Below are 24,371 nucleotides of genomic sequence, written 5' to 3' on the forward strand. Positions count from 1 at the left end.
TTAATCACCTTCTATACCTGGCGGCAGCGGTACTGCATCCGGTAATTGCGTATTGTTGTCGCCCAACAGGATGTGGTCGAGGATCTGGCGGGTAATGGTACCTACCGCCGGGCCTGAACCGCCGTTCTCCAAAATGATGGCCACCGAAACAGTTGGGTTATCGTAGGGCGCAAAGGCGGTCATCAATTTATGGTCCCGCAGGTGTTCAGCGAGTTTGTGGGCGTTATAGGTTTCATAGCCGAATACCTGCGCGGTACCCGATTTTGCCGCGGCTTTATACGGTGTCTTGTCAAAGAACTTGCGCGCCGTGCCGTTAGGCCGGTTGGCAACGCCGTACATGCCGTCTTTGGCTATTTCCCAGAAGCCTGAATGGATATCGCCGATCTGCTTGCTCTCTTTTTGCTTGAACGGCACCAATACGCCGTTGATCTTGGTACTTTGCAGCAGATGCGGATCTTTGACGTTGCCGTCGTTAATCAGGGTGTTCAGCGCCTTGGCCATCTGGATTGGCGTAGCGGTCCAGTAGCCCTGGCCGATGCCCACCGGAATGGTGTCGCCCTGATACCACGGTTTCTTGTAACGTTTGAATTTCCAGTCGCGGGTTGGCATCAGGCCGGAACGCTCTTCGGAAAGATCGATACCGGTATATTCGCCGTAGCCGAATTTGGTCAGCCAGGTGGATAGGCGATCGATCCCCATGTCGTACGCTACCTGATAGAAATAGGTATCCGCAGATTCCTCCAGCGCTTTGGTGACGTTGAGGCGGCCATGGCCCCATTTTTTCCAGTCGCGGAAGCGTTTCTCTGACCCTGGCAATTGCCACCAGCCCGGATCGAACACGACGGTATTTTTGGTGATCACCCCGGCACTTAGGGCGGAAACGGCAATATAGGGTTTAACCGTGGAGGCCGGAGGGTACACCCCTTGGGTGGCACGGTTGATCAGCGGGCGGTTCGGATCGTTGAGCAGCCCCTGATAATCCTTATTGGAGATACCATCAACAAACAGGTTGGGATCGTAGCTAGGGTTGGAAACCATCGCCAAAATTCCCCCGGTGCGCGGATCGCTGACCACGACGGCGGCACGGCTACCCACCAGCAACTGCTCGATATAGCGTTGCAGGTTGAGATCCAGCGTCAGATAAACGTCTTTACCGGCGGAAGGGGGTTGCTCATGCAATTGGCGGATCACCCGGCCACGGTTGTTGACTTCAACCTCCTCATAGCCGGTTTTGCCATGCAGGACATCTTCATAATAGCGTTCGATACCCAGCTTGCCGATATCATGGGTGGCGGCATAGTTGCGTAGCTGGCCGTCTTTGTCCAGGCGCTCGAGGTCGCGGTCATTAATTTTCGACACGTAACCGATCACGTGGGTGAGGGCAGACCCATAAGGATAATAGCGGCGTTGATAGCCTTTGACTTCCGCGCCGGGGAAGCGGAATTGATTGACGGCAAAACGGGCCACCTGCACTTCGGTCAGTGGGGTTTTCACCGGGATCGAGACGAAACGGCGCGAGCGCTTGCGTTCTTTTTCAAAGTTGGCGATATCGTCGTCGGTGAGATCGACTACCGGGCGTAAGGCCTCCAGCGTGGCTTTTAGATCGTCCACCTTCTCCGGCATCAGTTCCAACTGGTAAATGGTGCGGTTAAGCGCCAGCGGGGTTCCGTTACGATCGTAAATTATGCCGCGGCTGGGGGCGATAGGCAGCAGCTTGATGCGGTTTTCATTGGAGCGGGTGCGGTAATCTTCAAAACGCACGATTTGCAGATTATACAGATTGGCAATCAGGATGCCTGTCAGCACCAGAATGATAAAAAACGCCACCACGGCGCGGCGTACAAACAGGGCGGACTCGGCCGTATAGTCGCGAAAAGGGTTACGTTCTATTTTCATCCCGCTGCTTTTTTTCACTCTGTTACTGTCACCACCGGTTACTCCCGGTGGTAAGGATGATTTGTAGTAATACTCCAGGCGCGGTAGAGGCTCTCTGCCACCAAAACACGCACTAAAGGATGCGGTAACGTTAACGGGGAAAGCGACCAGCTTTGCTCAGCTGCGGCTTTACAGGCCGGAGCCAGCCCCTCAGGGCCGCCAATCAACAGGCTGACGTTGCGGCCATCCTGTTTCCAGCGCTCGAGCTGTTGTGCCAACTGGGGCGTTTCCCACGGGGTGCCAGGGATATCCAACGTAACGATGCGGTTACCTTTGCCCACCGCTGCCAGCATCTGCTCGCCTTCTTTTTCCAGAATGCGTTTGATATCCGCATTCTTGCCGCGTTTGCCCGCCGGGATCTCGGTCAGTTCAAACGGCATATCTTTCGGAAAGCGATGCAGGTAATCCATAAAGCCGGTCTGCACCCAGTCGGGCATTTTGGTGCCGACTGCAACCAATTGCAGTTTCACCGCTTAACCCCAGAGCTTTTCCAGTTCGTACAATTGGCGACTTTCTTCCTGCATCACGTGCACAATCACTTCGCCCAGATCGACCACTACCCAATCGGAAACGGCCTGGCCTTTCATGCCATACAGTTCCATACCGGCATCGCGGGCTTCTTGCACGACGTGTTCGGCAATCGACATCACATGGCGGCTTGAAGTGCCGGTACAGATGATCATGCAGTCGGTGATGCTGGATTTACCCTGAACATCTAGAGCGACAATATCCTGGCCTTTCATGTCATCAATTTTATCGATAACGAAATCTTGGAGCGCTTTACCTTGCAAAGGTTCCCCCTCGGGTTGTTCTGTTCATCAGGAAGCTGAGGGCAACTGCCCAAAGTCACTGGCCTGAATCGTGATGGTTTCGGCAGGATGCCGCTGAAAGCCTGCTGGTTTTGCCCAGCTAGCCAAGATCCTTGGGGTTTTCAGCGGATACCTGAAAAATAGCGGCGCAGTATAGCATGCGGCCTATCGATATAAACCCTGTAACTCGATATAACGCTGCACCGGGCGCGGCAGTAAATCGTCACAACTGATGCCTTGGTGACGGCGCTGGCGTATCTCGGTGGCGGATATCTCCAGTAAAGGGGTATCTGCCAGGTAGATAAACCCGTGCGGCTGGCGGCTGAGCAGGGCGGCATCGGTGATTTGGTGCTGTTCCAGCCAGCGTTGCAGTTCTGGCGTATCCATCTGCTGGTTATAACCCGGGCGCGCCAGCACCAACAGGTGGCAGAAGTGCAACAGGTCTTGCCAGCGATGCCATTTGTGCAGGCTCAGCAGCGAGTCCTGGCCAATAATAAACGCCAGAGGCGCTGCGGCGCCACGTTCTTTACGAATCGTTTCGAAAGTCTCGATGGTGTAGGACGCGGTGGTGCGGTGCAATTCACGATCGTCCACGGCAAATAACGGGGTACCTGCGATGGCCAGCTCAACCATGGTTAGCCGCTGCTGCGCGTTGGCCTCCGGCTGTGGCCGATGAGGAGGCACATGGTTGGGCAACAACGTGACCTTATCAAGGCCGACTTCTTCAGCCAAGGCCGCCACCGGGCGCAGATGGCCGTAGTGGATTGGGTCAAAGGTGCCACCGAAAAAGGCGTGCAGGGTATGTGGCTGTTGCGGGCTAGTAGGCATCGGTGACACTCGTGGCCAGAGGTTTGCCGCAGAGCAGCATCGACAGGGTTTCCAGCTCCGGCCAAACCGACTGGCCGTAGTCTTTCTTGAGGGTGAGCTCAATTTGCGCCAACAGGTGCACTGCCTGCCGCAATTGTTCACCCGAAAGGCGTTGTAGAGCCTGAGTGATCAGGCTGCGGCGGTTCTGCCAGACCTTGAGCTGATCGAATAGCGTACGCAGCGGGGTGTGTGCCATGCGGCGTTGCAGGTTCAGCAGCATCAGCAGTTCCCGTTGCAGGGTACGCAGCAAGATCACCGGCTCGACATCCTCTTGCTGGAGCTGCCGCAGGATATGCCAGGCACGTTTGCTCTTGCCTGCCAGCACGGCATCCAGCCAATGGAACGGGCTGAAGTGGGCTGCATCGTTTACTGCCTGCTCTACGCGGGGCAACGTCAGTTTGCCATCGGGGTGCAGCAGCGAAAGTCGTTCCAACGCCTGCGAAAGTGCTAGCAGGTTGCCTTCATAGCAGTAACACAGCAGTTGATTGGCTGCGTCATCGAGATCCAGCTGCATGGATTTGGCTCGCTGGGCAACCCAACGCGGCAGCTGTGCCTGTTCCGGCGTTTGGCAACTGACCATGACGCCATTGGCGCTGAGAGCCTTGAACCAGGCGCTGTTCTCCTGGGCTTTGGTCAGGCGTGGGCCGCGCAGTACCAACAGGATATCGTCATGCAGCAAAGCGGACAGCTTGACCAGTTGCTCGCCGATCGGGGCCGTTGGGCCGTTCTCGGGGAAAATCAGCAACAGGGTTTGCCGGCTGGCAAACAGGCTCATGGCTTGGCAGATACTGAAGATGGCATCCCAGTCGCTATGAACATCCAGGGAAATGCTGTAGTGCTCGGTGAACTGTTGCTGTTGGGCAGCCTGGCGGATCAGATCCTGGCTTTCCTGCAGCAACAAGGGTTCATTACCGCTCAATAAATAACAAGCGCGCAGCCCCTCTCGGAGCTGCGCGGCAAGTTGTTCAGGATAAAGACGGATCATTGTGCTGGGGTACTGGCCGCTTTTTCAGCAGCGATAGCGGCTTTTTCTTGCGTTTCTTGCACTGCCGCGTGCACCGCCAGCATCTTACGCAGAATTTGCTGGGCAGCCTGCTCACGCATTTCCTGCATAATGATGTCCTGCTCGGCGTCTTTGGCCAACGCAGTCAGTGGGTTATCAAAGAAAGAGCGGAAGACTTTGACGTTGATCGGGTAGATATCATGCCCTGGGATCAATACCTGGGCCTGAACCGTCATCACCAATTGAAATTCGGCCGTTTTACCGTCCTGGAAGATCGAAACCGTATCCTGACTCTGCGTCGAATTGACGATGCGCAGTGACGGGACTTCCTTGTGGGCTGGATCGTATTTGACCACGGTTGCCCCGCTTAGACGCAATTGCTCGCGCACGGCACGGGTTAGTGGGCCAAAGGGATCATAGCTATCCAGGATCAGCGTATGTAATTCTGTGGGCACCTGCGCGGTGCCGCGCAGATGAAAACCGCAGCCGGCGGTGACAAGCACCGCCAACCCCAGCAACAACGTCAGAATACGATGTCGCACAAAGCCTCCTTGAGTTAACCCACAACCAGGTTAAGCAATTTGCCTGGAACATAGATCACTTTACGTACCGTGACCCCTTCCAGATATTTGGCCACCAGATGTTCCTGGGCGGCGCGCTCACGCACTTGTTCTTCGGTAGCATCGGCTGGCACGGTGACTTTTGCCCGCACTTTGCCGTTAACCTGTACCACCACCAGTTTGGAATCTTCCACCATGGCGGCTTCGTCTGCTACCGGCCATGGTGCCGTGTCTACGTCGCCTTCGGCGTTCAACGCCTGCCACAGGGTGAAGCAGACGTGCGGTGTGAACGGATACAGCATACGTACCACGGCCAGCAAGGCTTCTTGCAGCAGCGCGCGATCCTGTTCACTTTCCTGCGGCGCACGGCCCAGTTTGTTCATCAGCTCCATCACGGCGGCGATGGCGGTGTTGAAGGTCTGGCGGCGGCCGATATCGTCGGTGACTTTGGCGATGGTTTTATGCACGTCGCGGCGCAGGGCTTTCTGATCTTCATTGAGCTCGCTGACGTTCAGTGGCTGAACCGCCCCTTGCTCAACGTGGTCGTAAGCCAGTTTCCAGACGCGCTTGAGGAAGCGGTTTGCCCCTTCAACGCCAGATTCTTGCCATTCCAGCGTCATTTCGGCTGGGGAAGCAAACATCATGAACAGACGCACGGTATCCGCGCCGTATTTTTCTACCATCACCTGCGGGTCGATGCCGTTGTTCTTCGACTTCGACATTTTGCTCATGCCAGCATAGACCAGTTCGCGGCCTTCAGGATCGGTTGCTTTGACAATGCGGCCTTTCTCGTCGCGTTCGACGGTGGCATCAACCGGAGATACCCAGACGCGTTCGCCGCTGGTGCCGGTGTAGTAGAAGGCATCGGCCAACACCATGCCTTGGCACAGCAGGCGTTTGGCAGGCTCGTCTGAATCGACCAGGCCAGCATCACGCATCAGCTTGTGGAAGAAGCGGAAATACATCAGGTGCATGATGGCGTGTTCGATCCCGCCAACATATTGATCGACCGGCAGCCAGTAGTTGGCCGCAGCCGGATCCAGCATGCCTTTATCGTACTGCGGGCAGGTGTAGCGCGCGTAGTACCAGGAAGATTCCATAAAGGTGTCGAAGGTGTCGGTTTCACGCAGCGCCGGCTGGCCGTTAACGGTGGTTTTTGCCCACTCGGGATCGGCTTTGATCGGGCTGGTGATGCCGTCCATCACGACATCTTCCGGCAAGATGACCGGCAACTGGTCTTCTGGCGTTGGCATTACGGTGCCGTCTTCCAGAGTGACCATTGGGATTGGAGCCCCCCAGTAGCGCTGACGGGACACGCCCCAATCGCGCAGACGGTAGTTCACCTTGCGCTGGCCGACGCCTTTGGCCACCAGCTTGTCGGCGATGGCGTTAAAGCCTGCCAGGTGATCCAGGCCGTCGAATTCACCGGAGTTGAACAGGGTGCCTTTTTCGGTCATCGCTTCGGCGCTGACGTCTGGCTTGCTGCCATCCAGGTTCAAAATGACCGGTTTGATCTGCAGATCGTATTTGGTGGCGAATTCCCAGTCACGCTGATCGTGGCCAGGGACGGCCATTACCGCGCCAGTGCCGTATTCCATCAGGACGAAGTTGGCGACCCAGATTGGCAGCTTCTCACCGCTCAACGGATGGATGGCAAACAGGCCGGTGGCCATGCCTTTCTTCTCCATGGTGGCCATTTCGGCTTCGGCAACCTTGGTGTTGCGGCATTCGTCGATGAAGTCTGTCAGCGCCGGGTTGTTGACCGCGCCCTGCTGTGCCAGCGGGTGACCTGCGGCAACGGCGACATAGGTAGCCCCCATAAAGGTGTCTGGGCGGGTGGTGTAAACGGTGACTTTCTCAGCGCTGTCGGCAACGTCGAAGGTGATTTCTACCCCTTCGGAACGGCCAATCCAGTTGCGCTGCATGGTTTTCACCTGCTCTGGCCAGCTTTCCAGCGTGTCCAGATCGTTGAGCAGTTGATCGGCGTAATCGGTGATTTTAATAAACCACTGTGGGATCTCTTTACGCTCAACCTTGGTATCACAGCGCCAGCAGCAGCCGTCGATAACCTGTTCGTTGGCCAGTACGGTCAGATCGTGTGGGCACCAGTTCACCGCCGAAGTCTTCTTGTAGACCATGCCTTTTTCGTACAGCTTGGTGAAGAACCACTGCTCCCAACGGTAGTAGTCAGGATCGCAGGTGGCGATCTCGCGATCCCAGTCATAGCCGAAGCCCAGCAGTTTCAGCTGGTTCTTCATATATTCGATGTTGTCGTAGGTCCAAGGGGCCGGTGCGGTTTTGTTTTTTACCGCCGCGCCTTCGGCTGGCAGGCCAAACGCATCCCAGCCAATTGGCTGTAGCACGTTTTTGCCCAGCATACGCTGGTAGCGGGAGATCACGTCGCCAATGGTGTAGTTCCGAACATGACCCATGTGCAGACGACCAGAAGGGTATGGCAGCATGGATAGGCAGTAATACTTTTCCTTGCTGGCGTCTTCGGTAACCTTGAAAGTTTGCTTCTCTTGCCAGTGAAGCTGTACGTTCGATTCTATCTCTTCGGGGCGGTATTGCTCTTGCATGGCGGCCGATGGTCCTGTAGGTGTGTAACAGCTACATCCGTAGCATTCTGTGAGTATCTTTAGATCTGCATAGCATAGCTGATAAGACCTGCCAGCAACAACACCAAGCGGTCTGACTCGACGTATTAAAAAAATATCTGTGCCATGATGTGACTCACAATCTGCCAAAACCTCACCTAGCCAAGCCACATCAGTGATTTACGACTAAAATAATAACGAGTAGTTTTAGGGGAGAAGTCCTGTCGCAGTAGTTCATCGAGGAGAAGCTATGAACAAGGTTGCTCAGTATTACCGCGAGTTGGTGACATCACTGACGGAACGTTTAAAGAATGGTGAGCGTGACATTGACCAATTGGTCGCCAGCGCCGAGAAACGTTTGAACGAGGTGGAGGAACTCAGCCGTACGGAAGTGGAGCAGTTGACCCGGGCGGTGCGCCGCGATTTGGAAGAGTTCGCCCGCAGCTATCAAGAGAGCCGGGAGGAATTCACCGACAGCGTGTTTATGCGCGTGATTAAAGAAAGCCTGTGGCAGGAACTGGCGGATATCACCGATAAAACCCAGTTGGAGTGGCGTGAGGTGTTTAAGGATGTCAGCCATCACGGCGTCTACCACAGCGGCGAGGTGGTCGGGCTGGGCAATCTGGTGTGTGAGAAATGCCATCACCATCTGGCTTTCTATACGCCGGAAGTACTGCCTCTGTGCCCGAAGTGCGGCCACGATCAGTTCCAACGCCGGCCGTTTGAGCCTTAAGGCGATTTCCCCTCATGTTGCGTGAGGGGAATTTACAGCTTATTGAGAAAGCATCACTGGCAGGGGGAGTCCCCTCTGTTATTTTGCACCAGAATCTGCGCATCTTCCGTCAGGGCGATATTGGTGCCGTCAGCCAGGCACAATATCGCATAGGAGAGTTCAGTATCCCCTTTTGCAAAGTCCATAACGGCGGCAGCGCTAGCTTTTTCACCTTTCAACTTTACCAGATAGTGGTCGCAATCATCCTGGCAGTTACTCATCGGTGCAAACTGACTCAGACCGAGTTCTTCTATGGTCACTTCACCTAGATGTTCTTTGACGATGCTGTTTTGGTTAAAAGCTAGTGTGGCATCCTGCTTAAGTTCATACCGGACCCAAAAAAACAGTGCCGCGGCCACAATAACGACGGCTAGCAAACCGATCAGTAACTTGCGAAAATATCCTTTCATTCGTCTCTCCCTGTATCATTGTGGCTGCATTGTCTTGTTTTATCGGACGAAAGTAAACCAGTCCGGAGTTATTGCTCTATGTCGAGATAAAGCCCAATCGGTTGATATGGGCTAGCACCTTGACGTCGGTATGATGTCTACGGTGAGTAGCTGATTGTGACGGTACTTCAGCTGGGGATTATGCAGAACGCCGACACGCCGTAAACCCGTTCATGGGGGCTCGCAATCGCGCCTCCTTGCGCTCAGCGGTTGGCTAACCTGCATAATCCTCACCTGCCAGAGGCCTCGGCGTAGCGGTAAAAAGCGGGTTCGGAGTTGTGCTCAGTTGCAGGTGTTAGTTTGTTACAGGACTGATGTAGATAACGTAGTTGAGGATGTGGCACGTTCTGTCCCCTCACCCCAGCCCTCTCCCAAAGGGCGAGGGGGCTGTTCGGAGCGCGTGGTTGGTTCGTGCTGCTTCGGGAAGTAGGGAGTAAAGGTATTATGCAGAAAAATCAGCGAGTCCTCTTATCTAAGGCGCATCACCGTATTTTCAGGCCTGCTCGATCGGTTCCCTCTCCCTGTGGGAGAGGGTTAGGGTGAGGGGTCATTTAATAACGTGAAACACACTCGACCATCAGATCGATAAAGCCCTGGCGGTTGATATGGGTCAACACCTCGACGTTCGCCGGTTTACCGTTTTGGCCAAACTCATCCACTACCGTCATGCCCACGGTGTAGTGACCTTGGGTCTCCACACCCACCCACAGCTCACGGCTTTCAAACAGCTCCGGGGCCAGCAGCCAGGCGATGGTGCAAGGATCGTGCATGGCGGCACCCGGCAGGCCGCGCGGGTGGCTGAGATACAACGGCAGGTAGAAATCGAGCATGCTGGCTACCGCTGCCGCTACCGGATTATTAATGCTACGGATGCGCTCGATATCCTGTGGTAACACCAATGCCTGATGGGTGACGTTCAACCCGGCCATGGTTAGGGGCACGCCGGATTGCAGCACAATTTCGGCCGCTTCCGGATCGACGTAGATATTGAATTCGGCCACCGGCGTGGTGTTGCCAGCATTCAGCCCACCGCCCATAAACACGATGCGTTCAATCTTGCTTTTCAACTCTGCGTGCTGTGACAGCAGCAAGGCAATATTGGTCATCGGGCCGGTGACCACCAGCGTAATCGGCTCTGGGCTGGTACGTAGCAGATCGGCAATTAACTCGACCGCAGTTTGCTTGACTGGCTGAAAATCCGGTACTGGCAGATGGGTGTTTCCCATACCGGTATCACCGTGCACGTAATCGGCAATGACCAGATCGCGCATCAAGGGCTTGGCGGCACCGCCAGCGACCAGAACATCTTGCCGTTGCATCAGCGTCAGCAGGCCGAGTGCGTTATGCAGGGTTTTTTGCGGTGTCTGGTTACCGGCGGAAGTGGTGACGGCTTTAACATCCAACGTAGGGGCACGTAGCGCCATGGCAAGGGCAATAGCGTCATCAAGGCCTGGATCACAATCGATAATAATAGGGCGGGACATCACTTTCTCCTTCAGCGTTATCATTATGCTTTGAGGATCGGGGGAAAGTGCGAAAGAAACAAGCACTATTGATGCGCCCTGGGGGGCAGGGCGCATCTGGTAAATCAATGCAGGATTTTGGCCAAAAAGTCTTTGGCACGTTCTGACTGCGGGTTGTTGAAGAAGTCATCCTTATTGGTGTCTTCCACAATCTTCCCTTCATCCATAAAGATCACCCGATGGGCTACCTTACGGGCAAAGCCCATTTCGTGGGTCACCACCATCATGGTCATCCCTTCCTGCGCCAGCTTGACCATTACGTCCAACACTTCGTTGATCATTTCTGGATCGAGCGCGGAGGTGGGCTCATCAAACAGCATGGCGATCGGATCCATACACAGCGCACGGGCAATCGCCACGCGCTGCTGCTGGCCACCAGAGAGCTGCCCTGGGAACTTTTCGGCATGTGCCGACAGGCCCACGCGCTCCAGCAGCTTCAAGGCTTTATCGCGTGAGGCGGCCTTGTCGCGCTTGAGGACTTTAACCTGCGCCAGCGTCAGGTTTTCAATGATCGACAGGTGAGGGAACAGTTCAAAATGTTGGAACACCATCCCCACTTTGGAGCGCAGTTGCGCCAAGTTGGTGCTCTTGTTGTTGACCTGAATACCGTTAACCTCGATATCGCCTTTCTGGATCGGCTCCAGCCCGTTGACGGTTTTAATCAGGGTCGATTTGCCTGAGCCGGAAGGACCGCAGACCACCACCACTTCGCCTTTTTTGACTTCGGTGGTGCAGTCGGTCAGAACCTGAAAGTGACCGTACCACTTAGAAACATTTTTCAGGGATATCATCAAACAGTCCTTTTCTTCAAATAGCTTACCAGCGCCGAGGCGGCGAGACTGATAACAAAATAGACCAAACCGGCGAACAGGATCATTTCCACCTGTGTACCGTCACGCTCACCAATGGTTGACGCGGTGCGGAAGAAGTCGGCCAGGCTAAGTACGTACACCAGCGAGGTATCCTGGAACAACACGATCCCTTGGGTCAGCAGCAGCGGCACCATGGCGCGGAACGCCTGCGGCAAGATCACCAGCCGCATCGATTGCCACTGGGTCATGCCCAACGCCAGTGAGGCAGAGGACTGACCGCGCGAGACGCTTTCAATGCCTGCCCGGATAATTTCCGAGTAGTACGCGGCTTCAAACAGCGAAAAGGCTACCATAGCCGAGATAAGGCGAATATCGGTTTTCGGTGACAGCCCAAGAACTTGTTGTAATAAGCTTGGAACCACCAGATAGAACCAGAGCAGCACCATCACCAGCGGTACGGAGCGGAACAGGTTGACGTACAGCGCCGCAAACCAGCTGATCGGCTTGATCGACGACAGGCGCATCACCGCCAGAACGGTGCCCCAGAGGATACCGAACACAATAGCCGTCACGGTAATTTTCAGCGTGACGACCAGCCCCTGCAGCAGATACGGGAAGCTTGGGACAATCGATCCCCAATCAAATTGGTACATTATTTACTCCCCATATGGCCAGGTAACTGCACTTTCTTCTCGACAATACGCATAAACAGCATGATGACCGCGTTGATAGCGACATAGGCGAGGGTGATGGCAGTAAAGGATTCATAGGCGTGTGCGGAGTAATCCAGCAGCTTCCCGGCCTGAGCGGCCATATCCACCAGCCCGATGGTTGAGGCAATGGCGGAGTTTTTGACCAGGTTGAGCATTTCCGAGGTCATCGGTGGCACGATCACTCGATAGGCGTTGGGCAGCAGCACATAGCGATAGGTTTGTGGCAGCGTCAGGCCCATGGCCAGCCCGGCAGCCTGCTGGCCGCGGGGCAGGGATTGGATTGCGGCACGCACCTGCTCGCAAACGCGCGCAGCGGTAAACAACCCAAGGCACAGCATGGAAGAAACAAAGAATTGCACGTTGGGATCGAGCTCGCTCTTGAACCACATGCCGATATCGGCTGGCAGCAGCTCCGGCATCACCAGATACCAGGTAAAGAATTGCACGATTAGCGGCACGTTACGGAACAGTTCGACGTAACAGGTACCTAGTGAGGAGAGAAAACGGTTGGGCACGGTACGCAAGATACCGAACAGTGAACCGACAAAGAAGGCAATAATCCACGCACAGACGGAGAGGGCGACCGTAACCTGAAAGCCGGACCAGATCCAGCCCAGGTAGGTGGTATTCCCAAACGGGGCCTGCTGCAGAAAGATACCCCAGTTCCAATCTATTGACATAACTAACTCCGGCAAACAGGTGCAAAACACCTTACAAACCTTACAACTTGATGACCGTGCAATCGTGGCGCACGCCAGTCAGGCTGGCTTTTTGGTGTGCCTTGAGTCGTGTTGAGGAAAGAATGCGGGAGGGGAACGGCCTCCCGCATACCTGTCTGTCCTATTACGGTCATCTACAACAGCCAGCTTGGCTGGCTTGATCTTTTTAGATTAGTTCAGTGCTTTGTCGTTCGGCTCTTTAAACAACTGCTTCATGTCGTCGGACAGATCGAAGTTCATGTTGAGGTTTTTTGGTGGGATTGGCTGTTTGAACCAAACCTCAAACCATTTGGCTGCCTGGCCAGAAGTCTGAGCTTGAGCGATAGTGTCATCCACCAGCTTTTTGAACTGTGGATCGTCTTTACGCATCATACAGCCGTAGGCTTCTTTGGACTGTGGAGTGGCAACGATTTCCCACTGATCCGGCTGTTTGGCCTTGGCGCGCTCGCCCGCCAGCAGGGCATCATCCATCATAAACGCCACCGCACGGCCACTTTCCAGGGTGCGGAAGGAGTCGCCGTGGTCTTTGGCACTGATAATGCGCATTTTCATCTGATCTTTGTCGTTCAGCTTGTTGAGCAACACTTCAGAAGTGGTGCCTGAAGTGACGACTACGGCTTTACCGGCCAGATCTTTAAAGTCTTTGATGTCGGAGCCTTTCTTGACCAGCAGGCGGGTACCGACGACGAAGATGGTATCAGAGAAGGCAGCCTGTTTCTGGCGCTCAAGGTTGTTGGTGGTCGAGCCACACTCAAAATCGAAGGTGCCGTTTTGCAACAGTGGAATGCGGTTTTGCGAGGTGATCGGCAGCATTTTCACCTGCAGATTGGGCTCGTTCAATTTCTTCTTGATGGCATCAACGATTTGGTTGGAATAATCCTGGGAGTAACCCACAACTTTCTGCTGATTATCGTAGTAGGAGAACGGAACTGAGGATTCACGGTGGCCAACAACAATCACGCCGTTATCTTTGATTTTCTTCAGCGTACCGGTCAGTTCTTCCGCATGGGCTACGCTACTCGCCATTCCGATCAGCAGTAACGATAACGCCAATTTGCGCATTTGCATGGTCCAACTCCTATGCTGTTGTGATTGCCCGCACTCAGGGAGAGCGAGTTTATACGGCTGAGCTATAAAGATAGTCCTAATGCCGATTTACGATAGAAAATAACCGATTGTGAACAAGATGAAACTAAGTTGTTTCATTTTTTGAGACATCACGCGCACCAAATGAATGCAATAAACTCCTGGTGCACCACCGAGGTGCGAGGCTTGCGCTGGAGTTGTGCACAGATGCGACAAGATGTCAGTTAAAGTAAATCAGCAACGTTCTACAGGGTAATTGAAGCAAGGAGCATGCCAGAAACATCAGAAGGGAAGGGGCAACAAGAAATGAAGGGGGCACGGTAAGGCACCGTGCCCAACGAGAACTTATCTACGGCGCCAGCTAATGAGCAGCGCGATGCCACCCAGCAGCACGGTGATGATCCACACTGGCGCAGAGCCAAAGCGGGCATACGGCGTGATACCGGTAGTGGGTGTCACCTTCACTTCCAGCACCTTACGGGTGAATTGTGGGATGGATGCCAATACTTCGCCGGTTGGGCCAACGGCAGCGGTCACGCCGTTATTGGTACTACGCAGCAACGGCCTGCCCAGTTCCAATGAACGCATACGCGCCATTTGGAAGTGCTGCCATGGGCCGATGGAGTGGCCGAACCAGGCATCGTTGGACACGGTCAGCAGGAAGTTGGTATCCGGACGGAAGTTATCGCGCACCTGCTGGCCCAGCACGATTTCATAGCAGATGGCTGCCGTCAGGTTATAACCGCGTACGCTGAGCTGCGGCTGCACATAGTTACCACGGCTGAACGAGGACATCGGCAGGTCGAATAACGGAGCCAACGGGCGCAGCAGCGTTTCCAACGGCACAAACTCACCAAAGGGCACCAGGTGATGTTTGTCATAGCGATTGGCTGCCGGGTAGCTGTAAGGCTGTTCCTCGCCAAGCACGATCACGCTGTTGAAGAACTGCGTGCCTTGCTGGGTAGCGCGAGCGTCCACGATACCGGTGATCAGGCTGCTGTTCTTGGCGCGCATCAGATCGTCCATCATGGTCAGGAAACCGTTCTGATTGCTCTCTACATCGGGAATGGCGGACTCCGGCCAGATGATGATAGGCACTTTGCCCATCAACGGACGGCTCTCATCCAGATAGGTTTGCAGCGTACTGAGCAACGCCTTCGGATCCCACTTCATCGACTGCTCGATATTGCCCTGCACCATGGCGACGTTCACCGCTTTATCCGGCTGCGGCGTAAACCAGTGGATCTGGCGCAGCGGCCACGGCAGCAACAGCATGGCGATAGCAATGACCGCCGGGATGATGCGCCGCTGATTGAGGGCAAACACCAGCAGGCCGCTGAGGGACATCAGGATCAGCGTGATCGCATCCACGCCGAGCAATGGCGCAATGCCTTTTAGCGGACCGTCGATCTGGGTATAACCAAATTGCAACCAGGGGAAACCGGTCAGCACCCAACCGCGCAGGAACTCGGTCAGTTGCCATAGCGCCGGGGCGGCAATGGCCAGCCGCCACCAGGTGGTACGTGGCCAGATCCGCGTCAGTAAACCGGCGAACAACCCGGTATACAGCGAAAGATAGGCGGCCAGCAGCACGACCAGGAAGATATTGATGGCAAACGGCATACCGCCGAAGTCGGCAATGCTGACGTAAACCCAGTTCACGCCGCTACCGAAAAGCCCCATGCCCCAGCAGAAACCGAGCAGGGCGGATTGTTTGGTCGTGCGGTTGAGGGTTACGGCCAGCAGGCCGAACAGCGAAACAATCGCTGCAGGCCAGATATCGTAAGGGGAGAAGGCCAGCGTGCCACAGGCACCGGTCAACAGCGCCAGCAGGGCGCGAACCCGCTGGCGATCAAGTAATGAGGCTTTAGCCATGGATAAGTTATTCTTCCAGTTTCGGTTGCGGGGCGTCGTCCGGAATTTTGACATGAACCTGGATGATACGTCGACTGTCGGCCATCGCAACTTTAAATAGGTAACCTTCGATTTCAATGGTTTCCCCGCGCGCAGGCAGGTGGCCGAAGGCTTGCATCACCAGACCGCCGATGGTGTCCACCTCATCGTCGCTGAAATGGGTGCCGAAGGTGTCGTTGAAGTCTTCGATAGGCGCCAGCGCCCGCACGGTGAACATGTGGCGGCTCAGTTGGCGAACGTCACGATCTTCCTCATCGTCATATTCGTCCTCAATTTCTCCGACAATCAGCTCCAGAATATCTTCGATGGTCACTAGGCCAGAGACACCGCCAAATTCATCAATGACAATCGCCATGTGATAACGCTGGGAGCGGAACTCCTTGAGCATCCGGTCAACCCGCTTGCTTTCCGGTACCACCACGGCGGTACGCAGCACCTTGTCGATGCTGAACGGCTCGGAGTCTGCGCGCATAAACGGCAGCAGGTCCTTGGCCATCAGAATGCCTTCGATGTGATCTTTATCTTCGCTGATCACCGGGAAGCGCGAGTGGGCGGATTCGATAATCACGTCCAGGCACTCTTCCAGCGTTTGGTTACGCTTGAGCGTCACCATCTGGGAGCGCGGGATCATGATGTCGCGCACGCGCTGTTCGGCGATATCCATCACGCCTTCCAGCATGTCACGGGTATCGGGATCGATCAGGTCGTTTTGCTCGGAATCACGGATCAGCTCTACCAGATCGCCACGGTTTTTTGGTTCACCATGGAACAGCTGGTTAAGGATAAGAGTAAAGAACCCCTTCTTGGGACTGGGGCTGTCATTGCTTTGTGAATGGTCGTCGCTCATGGCGTTTTAGTTAATATCACTCTATTGAGTTATCAAAATTAGCGACAGCCCCAATCGGGGCTGCGGGGTGCTCAGCTAACATCAGGTGGGATCTTTTTCCGCGAGGTAAGGGTCTGGGTAACCCATCTCCTGCATTATCTCGGTTTCCAAAGATTCCATTTCTTCGGCTTCATCGTCTTCGATGTGGTCATACCCTAGCAGATGAAGGCTACCGTGAACAACCATATGCGCCCAGTGTGCTTCCAGCGCTTTCTGTTGCTCAACCGCTTCCTGTTCAACCACTTGACGGCAAATAATCAAATCACCCAACAGCGGCAGTTCGACTTCCGGCGGTGCCTCGAACGGGAATGATAACACGTTGGTGGGCTTGTCTTTACCACGATAGGTCAGATTCAGCTCATTGCTTTCCGCCTCATCCACCAGGCGGATGGTGACTTCGGCCTCTTCCTGGAACTGTGGCAATACCCCTTCCAGCCAACGCTGGAAGGTGGCTTCATCCGGTAATCCTTCACTGCTGGCGCAGGCAATTTGTAAATCCAGAATAACCTGGCTCATGGTGTTTCCTGTTCAGAGGCAACCGGTGCCTCACGTCTACGTTGTTCGGCGATGGCGTCTTTGCGTTTTTGTTCGGCGGCTTCCCAGGCTTCATAGGCGACCACCACACGGGCCACTACCGGGTGGCGCACCACGTCTTCGCTGTGGAAGAAGTTAAAGCTGATCTCTTCCACCTCAGACAGCACTTCCACCGCATGGCGCAGGCCGGATTTCTGATTACGTGGCAGGTCGATCTGGGTCACGTCGCCGGTGATCACCGCTTTCGAGTTGAAACCGATACGCGTCAGGAACATCTTCATCTGTTCGATGGTGGTGTTCTGGCTTTCATCGAGAATGATAAAGGCGTCATTCAGCGTACGGCCACGCATGTAGGCCAGCGGCGCAACTTCGATCACGTTACGCTCGATCAGCTTTTCCACGCGCTCGAAGCCCAGCATTTCAAACAGGGCGTCATACAGCGGGCGCAGATACGGATCGACTTTCTGGCTCAGATCACCCGGCAGGAAGCCCAGCTTCTCGCCAGCTTCAACCGCCGGGCGGGTCAGCAGGATACGCCGGATTTCCTGGCGCTCCAGCGCATCTACCGCAGCCGCAACCGCCAGATAGGTTTTACCGGTACCCGCCGGGCCAACGCCAAAGGTGATGTCATGGGCGAAAATATTGGCGATGTATTGCGCCTGGTTCGGCGTGCGGGGCTTCACCATGCCGCGCTTGGTCTTGATGGTGACCGATTTGCCGTAATCCGGCACGCTCTCTGCCACCTGCTCCAGCACCCGGCTCTCTTTGATGGCCAGGTGGATCTGTTCCGGATCGATATCTGGGGTCACGCCACGGATCGGCGCGGTATCCACATACAGATGGCGCAGAATATCGGCGGCGGCAACCACGCACAGGTTTTTACCGACCAGCTTGAAACGGTTGTCACGGCGGTTGATTTCAATCCCCAGCCGACGTTCGAGTTGTTTGATGTTGTCATCAAACGGGCCGCACAGGCTCAACAGGCGTTGGTTGTCTGCGGGCTCCAACAGGATTTCTTGTGTTGCGACGTTCAAACGATTCCTCAAGGCTCAACAGGGCCTGGTTGATGTCACGTAACGCGATTTCAGCGCGGGCATTCAGGGCAACCCCCGAACAGCTCTACCCTGAATTATTCATGGTGTACCGCACTGGCGCAAGTTTACCTCTGATCTATCTGTGCGCAGCGAAGGGAATTCAAGGGGGGAGGGGGCAGAATTGGGCCAAATAGTTTGGCCCAACAGCAGGTTAACAGCGGAAATCAGCTCTTCTTCACAAATTCGGATTTCAGCTTCATCGGGCCAAAGCCGTCGATTTTGCAATCGATGTTGTGATCGCCTTCGACCAGGCGGATGTTCTTCACCTTGGTGCCGATCTTCAACATGGAAGAGCTGCCTTTAACCTTCAGATCCTTGACCACGGTCACCGCATCACCATCGGCCAGCAGGTTACCGTTGGCATCTTTGACAATCAGGGTATCGGCATCTTCAACGGCCGCGCTGTCGCTCCACTCATGGGCGCACTCAGGGCAGATGAACAGGGCGTTATCCTGGTAGGTGTATTCGGAATTGCACTTCGGGCAGTGTGGGAGTTGCATTATTGTGTCGCCTCATAATCAAAATAAAAAAACAAAATTACCGGACAATGACTGCCCGGCAGAGAAAAAGGAAAATGCCAAGGTGGCGGGGCGATCAGGGTTGGTAGCTACCGACGCCCAGCTCATCTTCCTTACGGGTACGTGCAATCACCGCTTGAGGGGATTGGTGCACGCGCAGTTCCATCTGCTGTTCGGTGCGGACCAGGGTACCGCGCAGAGAGTTGGTTAACACTTCAGTAATTTCGACGTCAACGAACTGGCCGATCAAATCCGGTGTCCCCTCAAAGTTGACCGTCCGGTTGCATTCGGTGCGGCCAGAGAGTTCCATCAGGCTCTTGCGTGAGGTGCCCTCGACCAGAATACGCTGCACGGTGCCCAGCATACGGCGGCTGAACTGCATCACCTGCTGATTGATCCGTTCTTGCAGCAGATACAGACGCTGTTTTTTCTCTTCTTCGCTGATGTCGTCAACCATGTCTGCCGCCGGAGTACCGGGGCGTGAAGAGTAGATAAAGCTGAAGCTGGTGTCGAAATTCACCTGGGCAATCAGGTTCATGGTCTGTTCAAAATCGGCCTGGGTTTCCCCTGGGAAACCGACAATGAAATCGGAGCTGAACTGGATATTGGGCCGAGCCTGACGCAGCTTGCGGATAATCGCTTTGTATTCCAGCGCCGTGTGGGCGCGTTTCATCATGGTCAGAATGCGATCTGAACCGCTTTGTACCGGCAGATGCAGGAAGCTGACCAGCTCGGGCGTATCTTCATACACCGCGATAATGTCATCGCTGAACTCAATCGGGTGGCTGGTGGTAAAGCGGATGCGATCGATCCCGTCGATGGAGGCCACCAGGCGCAGCAGTTCGGCAAATGAGCAAATGCCGCCATCAAAGGTTGCGCCACGATAGGCGTTGACGTTCTGGCCCAGCAGGTTCACTTCACGTACGCCTTGGGCGGCCAACTGAGCGACTTCAAACAGCACATCATCGCTTGGGCGGCTGACTTCCTCACCGCGAGTGTAAGGCACCACGCAGAACGTACAGTATTTGTTGCAGCCTTCCATGATTGAGACAAAGGCGGTTGGCCCGTCGGCACGGGGTTCCGGCAGGCGGTCGAACTTTTCGATTTCCGGGAAGCTGATGTCCACGATCGGGCTATGCGAACCGCGCACGTGGTTGATCATCTCCGGCAGGCGGTGCAATGTCTGCGGGCCAAAAACGATGTCAACGCAGGGCGCGCGCTGGCGCAGATGTTCCCCTTCCTGTGAAGCAACGCAGCCGCCGACGCCAATGATCAGATCGGGGTTGTTCTTTTTCAGTTGCTTCCAACGGCCCAACAACGCGAAAACCTTTTCCTGCGCCTTCTCGCGGATCGAGCAGGTATTGAGCAGCAACACATCTGCTTCTTCAGCGTTTTCAGTCCACTCGAAGCCGTGTGTGCTTCCCAGTAAATCTGCCATTTTCGATGAGTCGTACTCGTTCATCTGGCAGCCCCAGGTTTTGATATGTAGTTTTTTCGTCATTGACTTGCCATTACTCAGTGCGGAGAGAAAGTTGCGTTACGCGCCATGCAGGAAGGCCATTGTAATCATTTGGCGCGCTGGTGACCAGCGGAGTGGCAGTAGCATGCGACCTGAAGCCAGATTAAAAATCCGGTACACTGAACCAAGATGCCCTTTTAACCAAAAGTATAGCCAAAATGAACACTTCACAAAAATGCTTTGATGCCGTGGTGGTTGGCGGTGGGATGGTGGGAGCCGCTGCCGCACTGGGGCTGGCTCGCGCCGGGTTATCGGTCGCTTTGTTAGAGCATGAGGCTCCCGATACGTTCGATCCCCAAAGCCCGCCGGACCTGCGGATCTCCGCTATTGGCTGCACCTCCGTTGGCTTGTTGCAGCAGCTTGATGCCTGGCCTGCGGTGTTGCAGATGAGATCGGCACCCTACCGCAGGCTGGAAACCTGGGAATGGGAGTCATCACGGGTGGCGTTTGATGCTGCAACGCTAGGACTGCCAGAACTGGGTTTTATGGTCGAGAACCGTATTTTGCAGCTCGCGCTATGGCAGCAGTTGGTACAGTGCGAGAATTTAACGCTGTACTGCCCTGCCAGGCTGCAGGCGATGCATCGAGCCGATGACCAATGGCAGGTGACATTAAGCTCGTCAGAGGCCATACAGGCGCGTTTGGTGGTGGGTGCCGACGGTGCTCACTCACAGGTGCGCAAGTTGGCGGCGATTGGCACCAGCGGTTGGCAATACCGTCAGTCTTGCATGTTGATCACCGTGGAAACCGATCAACCGCAGCAGGATGTGACCTGGCAGCAATTCCTCCCCACTGGCCCACGCGCGTTTCTGCCGTTGTACGACCAGTGGGCAACGCTGGTGTGGTATGACAGTCCGCAGCGTATTCGCCAGTTGCAGGCGTTACCTATGGCGCAACTCGAACAAGAGATTGCGGCGGCTTTCCCCTCCCGCTTGGGCACGGTGAAGGCTCATGCCGCCGGATCATTCCCGCTGGTGCGCCGTCACGCGCAACGCTATGTGCAATCCGGGCTGGTGCTGCTCGGCGATGCTGCGCATACCATCAACCCGCTGGCCGGGCAGGGGGTGAACCTTGGCTATCGCGATGTGGATGCGTTACTGGAGATCGTGGCCGACGCCCGTGAGCAGGGAGAGGATTGGGCGAGTGAAGAGGTGCTGATGCGCTATCAGCGCCGTCGTCGTACCGATAACCTGCTGATGCAAAGCGGCATGGATCTGTTTTATACCGCGTTCAGCAATAACCTGGCTCCGCTGGGCGTGGCGCGCAATTTGGCGTTGATGGTGGCGGAAAGGGCGGGCAAGTTGAAAGAGCGGGCGCTGAAGTATGCATTAGGTCTGTGATGACATGGGGCGCCGAATGTTGCGCCCATTTATCCAAACGTAGAAACGCAGAAAAGCAAAAAGCCCGCCGAAGCGAGCTTTTCTAAATTTGGCTGGGGTGCCAGGATTCGAACCTGGGTATGCTGGTATCAGAAACCAGAGCCTTACCGCTTGGCGACACCCCAAATGTAAAACAGACAGCATGGTGGCTACGACGGGATTTGAACCTGTGACCCCATCATTATGAGTGATGTGCTCTAACCAGCTGAGCTACGTAGCCATTTACTAATCTTTGTGACTTTCAATTGCGTTGTATGGCTGGGGTACCTGGATTCGAACCAGGGAATGCTGGTATCAAAAACCAGTGCCTTACCGCTTGGCGATACCCCAATAACACAATCAAATTGTTACAGCGCCCCATCCTGAAAAAGATGGCTGGGGTACCTGGATTCGAACCAGGGAATGCCGGTATCAAAAACCGGTGCCTTACCGCTTGGCGATACCCCACCTGCTGCATGCACGACGATGAAAGAAAATGGTGCGGGAGGCGAGACTTGAACTCGCACACCTTGCGGCGCTAGAACCTAAATCTAGTGCGTCTACCAATTTCGCCACTCCCGCAAAAAAGATTGGTGGCTACGACGGGATTCGAACCTGTGACCCCATCATTATGAGTGATGTGCTCTAACCAACTGAGCTACGTAGCCATCTTTTTCGCTCAACCTTCATCGGCGTTGCGGGGCGCATTATGCGTATATGGCCGATTTGCGTCAACAAGTTTTTTCCCGAAAAAGCGACTGAACGGGTTGTTTGACTGGGTTGTGAACATTATGGTGATAAATTCGGCAGATTAGGCCATTAACGGTTGAAAACATCCACAAAAAAGCGGGCCATCAGGCCCGCCGAAGGTAAAGCGCTGACGGTTTACTTATAAGCGGATTGGTGTACGCCTACTGCGCGGCCTGATGGGTCGTCCATCTTTTTGAAGGATTCGTCCCATTCAATGGCTTTTGCCGACGAGCAGGCTACGGAAGGGCCGCCAGGGACACATTCCGCTGCGCTTGGCAGTGGGAACAGTTCTTCGAAAATTTCGCGGTACAGGTAGCCTTCTTTGCTGTTTGGCGTGTTGTACGGGAAGCGGAAACGTGCGGTTTCAAGCTGTTGATCGCTAATCTGCTTGGCAGCGACTTCTTTTAGCGTATCGATCCAGCTGTAACCGACACCGTCGGAGAACTGTTCTTTCTGGCGCCAGGCCACGCTAGCTGGCAGGTAAGACTCGAAGCATTGGCGAATAATGTGCTTCTCCATCTTGCCGTTGCCGCACATTTTATCCTGCGGGTTGATGCGCATCGCCACGTCCAGGAAGTTTTTATCCAGGAACGGCACGCGGGCTTCTACACCCCAGGCAGACATCGCTTTGTTGGCGCGAGCGCAGTCGTACATATGCAGCGCCAGCAGCTTACGCACGGTTTCCTCGTGGAATTCTTTGGCATTTGGCGCCTTATGGAAGTACAGGTAGCCGCCGAACACCTCATCAGCCCCTTCGCCGGACAGCACCATCTTGATGCCCATCGCTTTAATCTTGCGTGACATCAGGTACATCGGCGTGGAGGCGCGGATGGTGGTGACGTCGTAAGTTTCGATGTGGTAGATCACATCGCGAATGGCATCCAGACCTTCCTGTACCGTGAAGTGGATTTCATGGTGGACGGTACCAAGGTGGTTAGCGACCTCTTGAGCCGCACGCAGATCCGGGGAACCTTCCAGCCCGACGGCGAAGGAGTGCAGCTGTGGCCACCAGGCTTCACTGCGCTCATCATCTTCTACCCGGCGTGCGGCATATTTTTTGGTGATGGCAGAGATCACCGAGGAATCCAGCCCGCCGGAGAGCAGCACGCCATAAGGCACGTCGGACATCAGGTGGCTTTTGACCGACTCTTCCAGCGCGTTGCGCAGGGCGTTGGCATCGGTGACGTTGTCTTTGACGTTGTCATAGTCGAACCAGTCACGCTGGTAGTATTCGCGGATTTCACCGTCCTGGCTCCACAGGTAGCTGCCCGCCGGGAACTCTTTAATGCTGCGGCAGACCGGCACCAGCGCCTTCATCTCAGAAGCGACATACAGGTTGCCGTGCTCATCATGCCCCATATACAGCGGGATGATGCCGAGGTGGTCGCGGCCAATCAGGTAGGCGTCTTTTTCAGTGTCGTATAGGGCAAAGGCAAACATACCTTGCAGATCGTCCAGGAAGTTCGGGCCTTTTTCCTGATACAGCGCCAGGATCACTTCGCAGTCGGAGCCGGTCTGGAACTGATAATGCTCACCCAGTTGCTGACGCAGGGCCTGATGGTTATAAATTTCACCGTTAACCGCCAATACGTGGGTGTGCGCGGCGTTGTAAAGCGGTTGAGCACCGTTATTCACATCAACAATCGACAGGCGCTCGTGAACCAGAATGGCTTTATCGCTGGCGAAAACGCCGGACCAGTCTGGGCCGCGATGGCGCATCAGGCGCGACAGTTCCAACGCTCTTTTACGCAATTCAACCGGATCGGACTTCAGATCGAGCACACCGAAAATAGAACACATACAAACTCTCCTAACGACATTTTATGGCGGTGATGTGATGTACAGCGTGCCTGCATGTTCAGTAACGGTGCGGCTTTGCTGCCTTCTGATAATGAAAATGCGTCAAAAGCTGAGGTAGATGCAAGCGATTTAACGTTACGCTGAAAAATAGTC

22 protein-coding genes and 6 tRNA genes are annotated in these 24,371 nt (G+C 55.0%); 2 read left to right on the forward strand and 26 right to left on the reverse strand.

Going from position 1 to position 24,371, the window contains the following annotated elements; genetic code table 11:
* The 7 genes from mrdA to leuS all read right to left on the reverse strand — a co-directional run bounded on the left by mrdA (nt 1) and on the right by leuS (nt 7,753).
* Nucleotides 1-1,896 carry a peptidoglycan DD-transpeptidase MrdA gene (gene mrdA, locus ACMV5H_RS02085; RefSeq protein WP_037375141.1) on the reverse strand — a complete coding sequence of 632 codons (1,896 nt, stop codon included), beginning with the start codon at nt 1,894-1,896 and terminating at the stop codon, nt 1-3.
* 38 nt (nt 1,897-1,934) lie between these two features.
* Nucleotides 1,935-2,405, reverse strand: coding sequence for a 23S rRNA (pseudouridine(1915)-N(3))-methyltransferase RlmH (gene rlmH, locus ACMV5H_RS02090; RefSeq protein WP_004949595.1), 471 nt, complete (start codon nt 2,403-2,405; stop codon nt 1,935-1,937).
* A gap of 3 nt (nt 2,406-2,408) precedes the next feature.
* A complete protein-coding gene (gene rsfS, locus ACMV5H_RS02095; RefSeq protein WP_021180005.1) occupies nt 2,409-2,726 on the reverse strand; it encodes a ribosome silencing factor in 318 nt (105 codons plus the stop codon).
* Between the two features lie 183 nt (nt 2,727-2,909).
* The gene (gene nadD / locus ACMV5H_RS02100) at nt 2,910-3,572 is read right to left on the reverse strand and encodes a nicotinate-nucleotide adenylyltransferase (protein WP_021805332.1); all 663 of its coding nucleotides are present in this window, start codon (nt 3,570-3,572) and stop codon (nt 2,910-2,912) included.
* Nucleotides 3,562-4,596, reverse strand: a complete 1,035-nt coding sequence (gene holA, locus ACMV5H_RS02105) for a DNA polymerase III subunit delta (protein WP_414821385.1) — start codon at nt 4,594-4,596, stop codon at nt 3,562-3,564. The genes nadD and holA overlap by 11 nt, the downstream gene beginning before the upstream one ends.
* Nucleotides 4,593-5,156, reverse strand: coding sequence for an LPS assembly lipoprotein LptE (gene lptE / locus ACMV5H_RS02110; protein ID WP_021805330.1), 564 nt, complete (start codon nt 5,154-5,156; stop codon nt 4,593-4,595). Before lptE ends, holA begins: the two co-directional genes overlap by 4 nt.
* A gap of 14 nt (nt 5,157-5,170) precedes the next feature.
* Nucleotides 5,171-7,753, reverse strand: a complete 2,583-nt coding sequence (gene leuS / locus ACMV5H_RS02115; RefSeq protein ID WP_065686404.1) for a leucine--tRNA ligase — start codon at nt 7,751-7,753, stop codon at nt 5,171-5,173.
* A 268-nt stretch (nt 7,754-8,021) separates the two neighbouring features.
* Between leuS and ACMV5H_RS02120 the strand changes: the two genes are divergently transcribed.
* Nucleotides 8,022-8,504, forward strand: coding sequence for a zinc ribbon-containing protein (locus tag ACMV5H_RS02120; RefSeq protein ID WP_021180000.1), 483 nt, complete (start codon nt 8,022-8,024; stop codon nt 8,502-8,504).
* 53 nt (nt 8,505-8,557) lie between these two features.
* Here ACMV5H_RS02120 and ACMV5H_RS02125 read toward each other — a convergent pair whose 3' ends face one another.
* The 12 genes from ACMV5H_RS02125 to miaB form a co-directional block, all read right to left on the reverse strand.
* On the reverse strand, nt 8,558-8,953 hold the full coding sequence (locus ACMV5H_RS02125; protein WP_094983090.1) for a hypothetical protein: 396 nt from the start codon (nt 8,951-8,953) through the stop codon (nt 8,558-8,560).
* A gap of 590 nt (nt 8,954-9,543) precedes the next feature.
* Nucleotides 9,544-10,476 carry a pyrimidine-specific ribonucleoside hydrolase RihA gene (gene rihA / locus ACMV5H_RS02130; protein WP_021805328.1) on the reverse strand — a complete coding sequence of 311 codons (933 nt, stop codon included), beginning with the start codon at nt 10,474-10,476 and terminating at the stop codon, nt 9,544-9,546.
* A 104-nt stretch (nt 10,477-10,580) separates the two neighbouring features.
* Nucleotides 10,581-11,306 (reverse strand): amino acid ABC transporter ATP-binding protein, encoded by a 726-nt coding sequence (locus tag ACMV5H_RS02135; protein WP_021179998.1) that lies wholly within the window; start codon nt 11,304-11,306, stop codon nt 10,581-10,583.
* A complete protein-coding gene (gene gltK / locus ACMV5H_RS02140; protein ID WP_059200136.1) occupies nt 11,306-11,980 on the reverse strand; it encodes a glutamate/aspartate ABC transporter permease GltK in 675 nt (224 codons plus the stop codon). The genes ACMV5H_RS02135 and gltK overlap by 1 nt, the downstream gene beginning before the upstream one ends.
* The gene (locus ACMV5H_RS02145) at nt 11,980-12,720 is read right to left on the reverse strand and encodes an amino acid ABC transporter permease (protein ID WP_021179996.1); all 741 of its coding nucleotides are present in this window, start codon (nt 12,718-12,720) and stop codon (nt 11,980-11,982) included. The genes gltK and ACMV5H_RS02145 overlap by 1 nt, the downstream gene beginning before the upstream one ends.
* Nucleotides 12,721-12,930: 210 nt before the next feature.
* Nucleotides 12,931-13,827, reverse strand: a complete 897-nt coding sequence (locus tag ACMV5H_RS02150; protein WP_021179995.1) for an amino acid ABC transporter substrate-binding protein — start codon at nt 13,825-13,827, stop codon at nt 12,931-12,933.
* A 363-nt stretch (nt 13,828-14,190) separates the two neighbouring features.
* Entirely contained in the window at nt 14,191-15,720 is a 1,530-nt protein-coding gene (lnt, locus tag ACMV5H_RS02155; protein WP_414821386.1) for an apolipoprotein N-acyltransferase, read from the reverse strand.
* Nucleotides 15,721-15,727: 7 nt separating this feature from the next.
* The gene (corC, locus tag ACMV5H_RS02160) at nt 15,728-16,606 is read right to left on the reverse strand and encodes a CNNM family magnesium/cobalt transport protein CorC (protein ID WP_021179993.1); all 879 of its coding nucleotides are present in this window, start codon (nt 16,604-16,606) and stop codon (nt 15,728-15,730) included.
* An 81-nt stretch (nt 16,607-16,687) separates the two neighbouring features.
* The gene (gene ybeY / locus ACMV5H_RS02165; RefSeq protein WP_021179992.1) at nt 16,688-17,161 is read right to left on the reverse strand and encodes an rRNA maturation RNase YbeY; all 474 of its coding nucleotides are present in this window, start codon (nt 17,159-17,161) and stop codon (nt 16,688-16,690) included.
* A complete protein-coding gene (locus ACMV5H_RS02170) occupies nt 17,158-18,213 on the reverse strand; it encodes a PhoH family protein (RefSeq protein ID WP_021805324.1) in 1,056 nt (351 codons plus the stop codon). Before ACMV5H_RS02170 ends, ybeY begins: the two co-directional genes overlap by 4 nt.
* Nucleotides 18,214-18,437: 224 nt before the next feature.
* Nucleotides 18,438-18,773: a zinc ribbon domain-containing protein YjdM gene (locus ACMV5H_RS02175; protein WP_021179990.1), complete on the reverse strand. Its 336-nt coding sequence runs from the start codon at nt 18,771-18,773 to the stop codon at nt 18,438-18,440.
* Nucleotides 18,774-18,867: 94 nt separating this feature from the next.
* Nucleotides 18,868-20,292 (reverse strand): tRNA (N6-isopentenyl adenosine(37)-C2)-methylthiotransferase MiaB, encoded by a 1,425-nt coding sequence (gene miaB / locus ACMV5H_RS02180; RefSeq protein WP_414821387.1) that lies wholly within the window; start codon nt 20,290-20,292, stop codon nt 18,868-18,870.
* A 176-nt stretch (nt 20,293-20,468) separates the two neighbouring features.
* Between miaB and ubiF the strand changes: the two genes are divergently transcribed.
* On the forward strand, nt 20,469-21,650 hold the full coding sequence (ubiF, locus tag ACMV5H_RS02185; protein ID WP_261455164.1) for a 3-demethoxyubiquinol 3-hydroxylase: 1,182 nt from the start codon (nt 20,469-20,471) through the stop codon (nt 21,648-21,650).
* Nucleotides 21,651-21,739: 89 nt separating this feature from the next.
* Here ubiF and ACMV5H_RS02190 read toward each other — a convergent pair.
* The 7 genes from ACMV5H_RS02190 to asnB form a co-directional block, all read right to left on the reverse strand.
* Nucleotides 21,740-21,814, reverse strand: a tRNA-Gln gene (locus ACMV5H_RS02190).
* Between the two features lie 18 nt (nt 21,815-21,832).
* A tRNA-Met gene (locus ACMV5H_RS02195) sits at nt 21,833-21,909 on the reverse strand.
* A gap of 35 nt (nt 21,910-21,944) precedes the next feature.
* A tRNA-Gln gene (locus ACMV5H_RS02200) sits at nt 21,945-22,019 on the reverse strand.
* 42 nt (nt 22,020-22,061) lie between these two features.
* Nucleotides 22,062-22,136, reverse strand: a tRNA-Gln gene (locus tag ACMV5H_RS02205).
* A 29-nt stretch (nt 22,137-22,165) separates the two neighbouring features.
* Nucleotides 22,166-22,250: transfer RNA gene (locus tag ACMV5H_RS02210), tRNA-Leu, on the reverse strand.
* 9 nt (nt 22,251-22,259) lie between these two features.
* A tRNA-Met gene (locus ACMV5H_RS02215) sits at nt 22,260-22,336 on the reverse strand.
* A gap of 217 nt (nt 22,337-22,553) precedes the next feature.
* The gene (gene asnB, locus ACMV5H_RS02220; protein WP_021805321.1) at nt 22,554-24,218 is read right to left on the reverse strand and encodes an asparagine synthase B; all 1,665 of its coding nucleotides are present in this window, start codon (nt 24,216-24,218) and stop codon (nt 22,554-22,556) included.
* Nucleotides 24,219-24,371: the final 153 nt, after the last annotated feature.

Origin of the sequence: Serratia sp. N21D137 (assembly GCF_047530005.1) — a bacterium.
GTDB lineage: Bacteria > Pseudomonadota > Gammaproteobacteria > Enterobacterales > Enterobacteriaceae > Chania > Chania fonticola_B.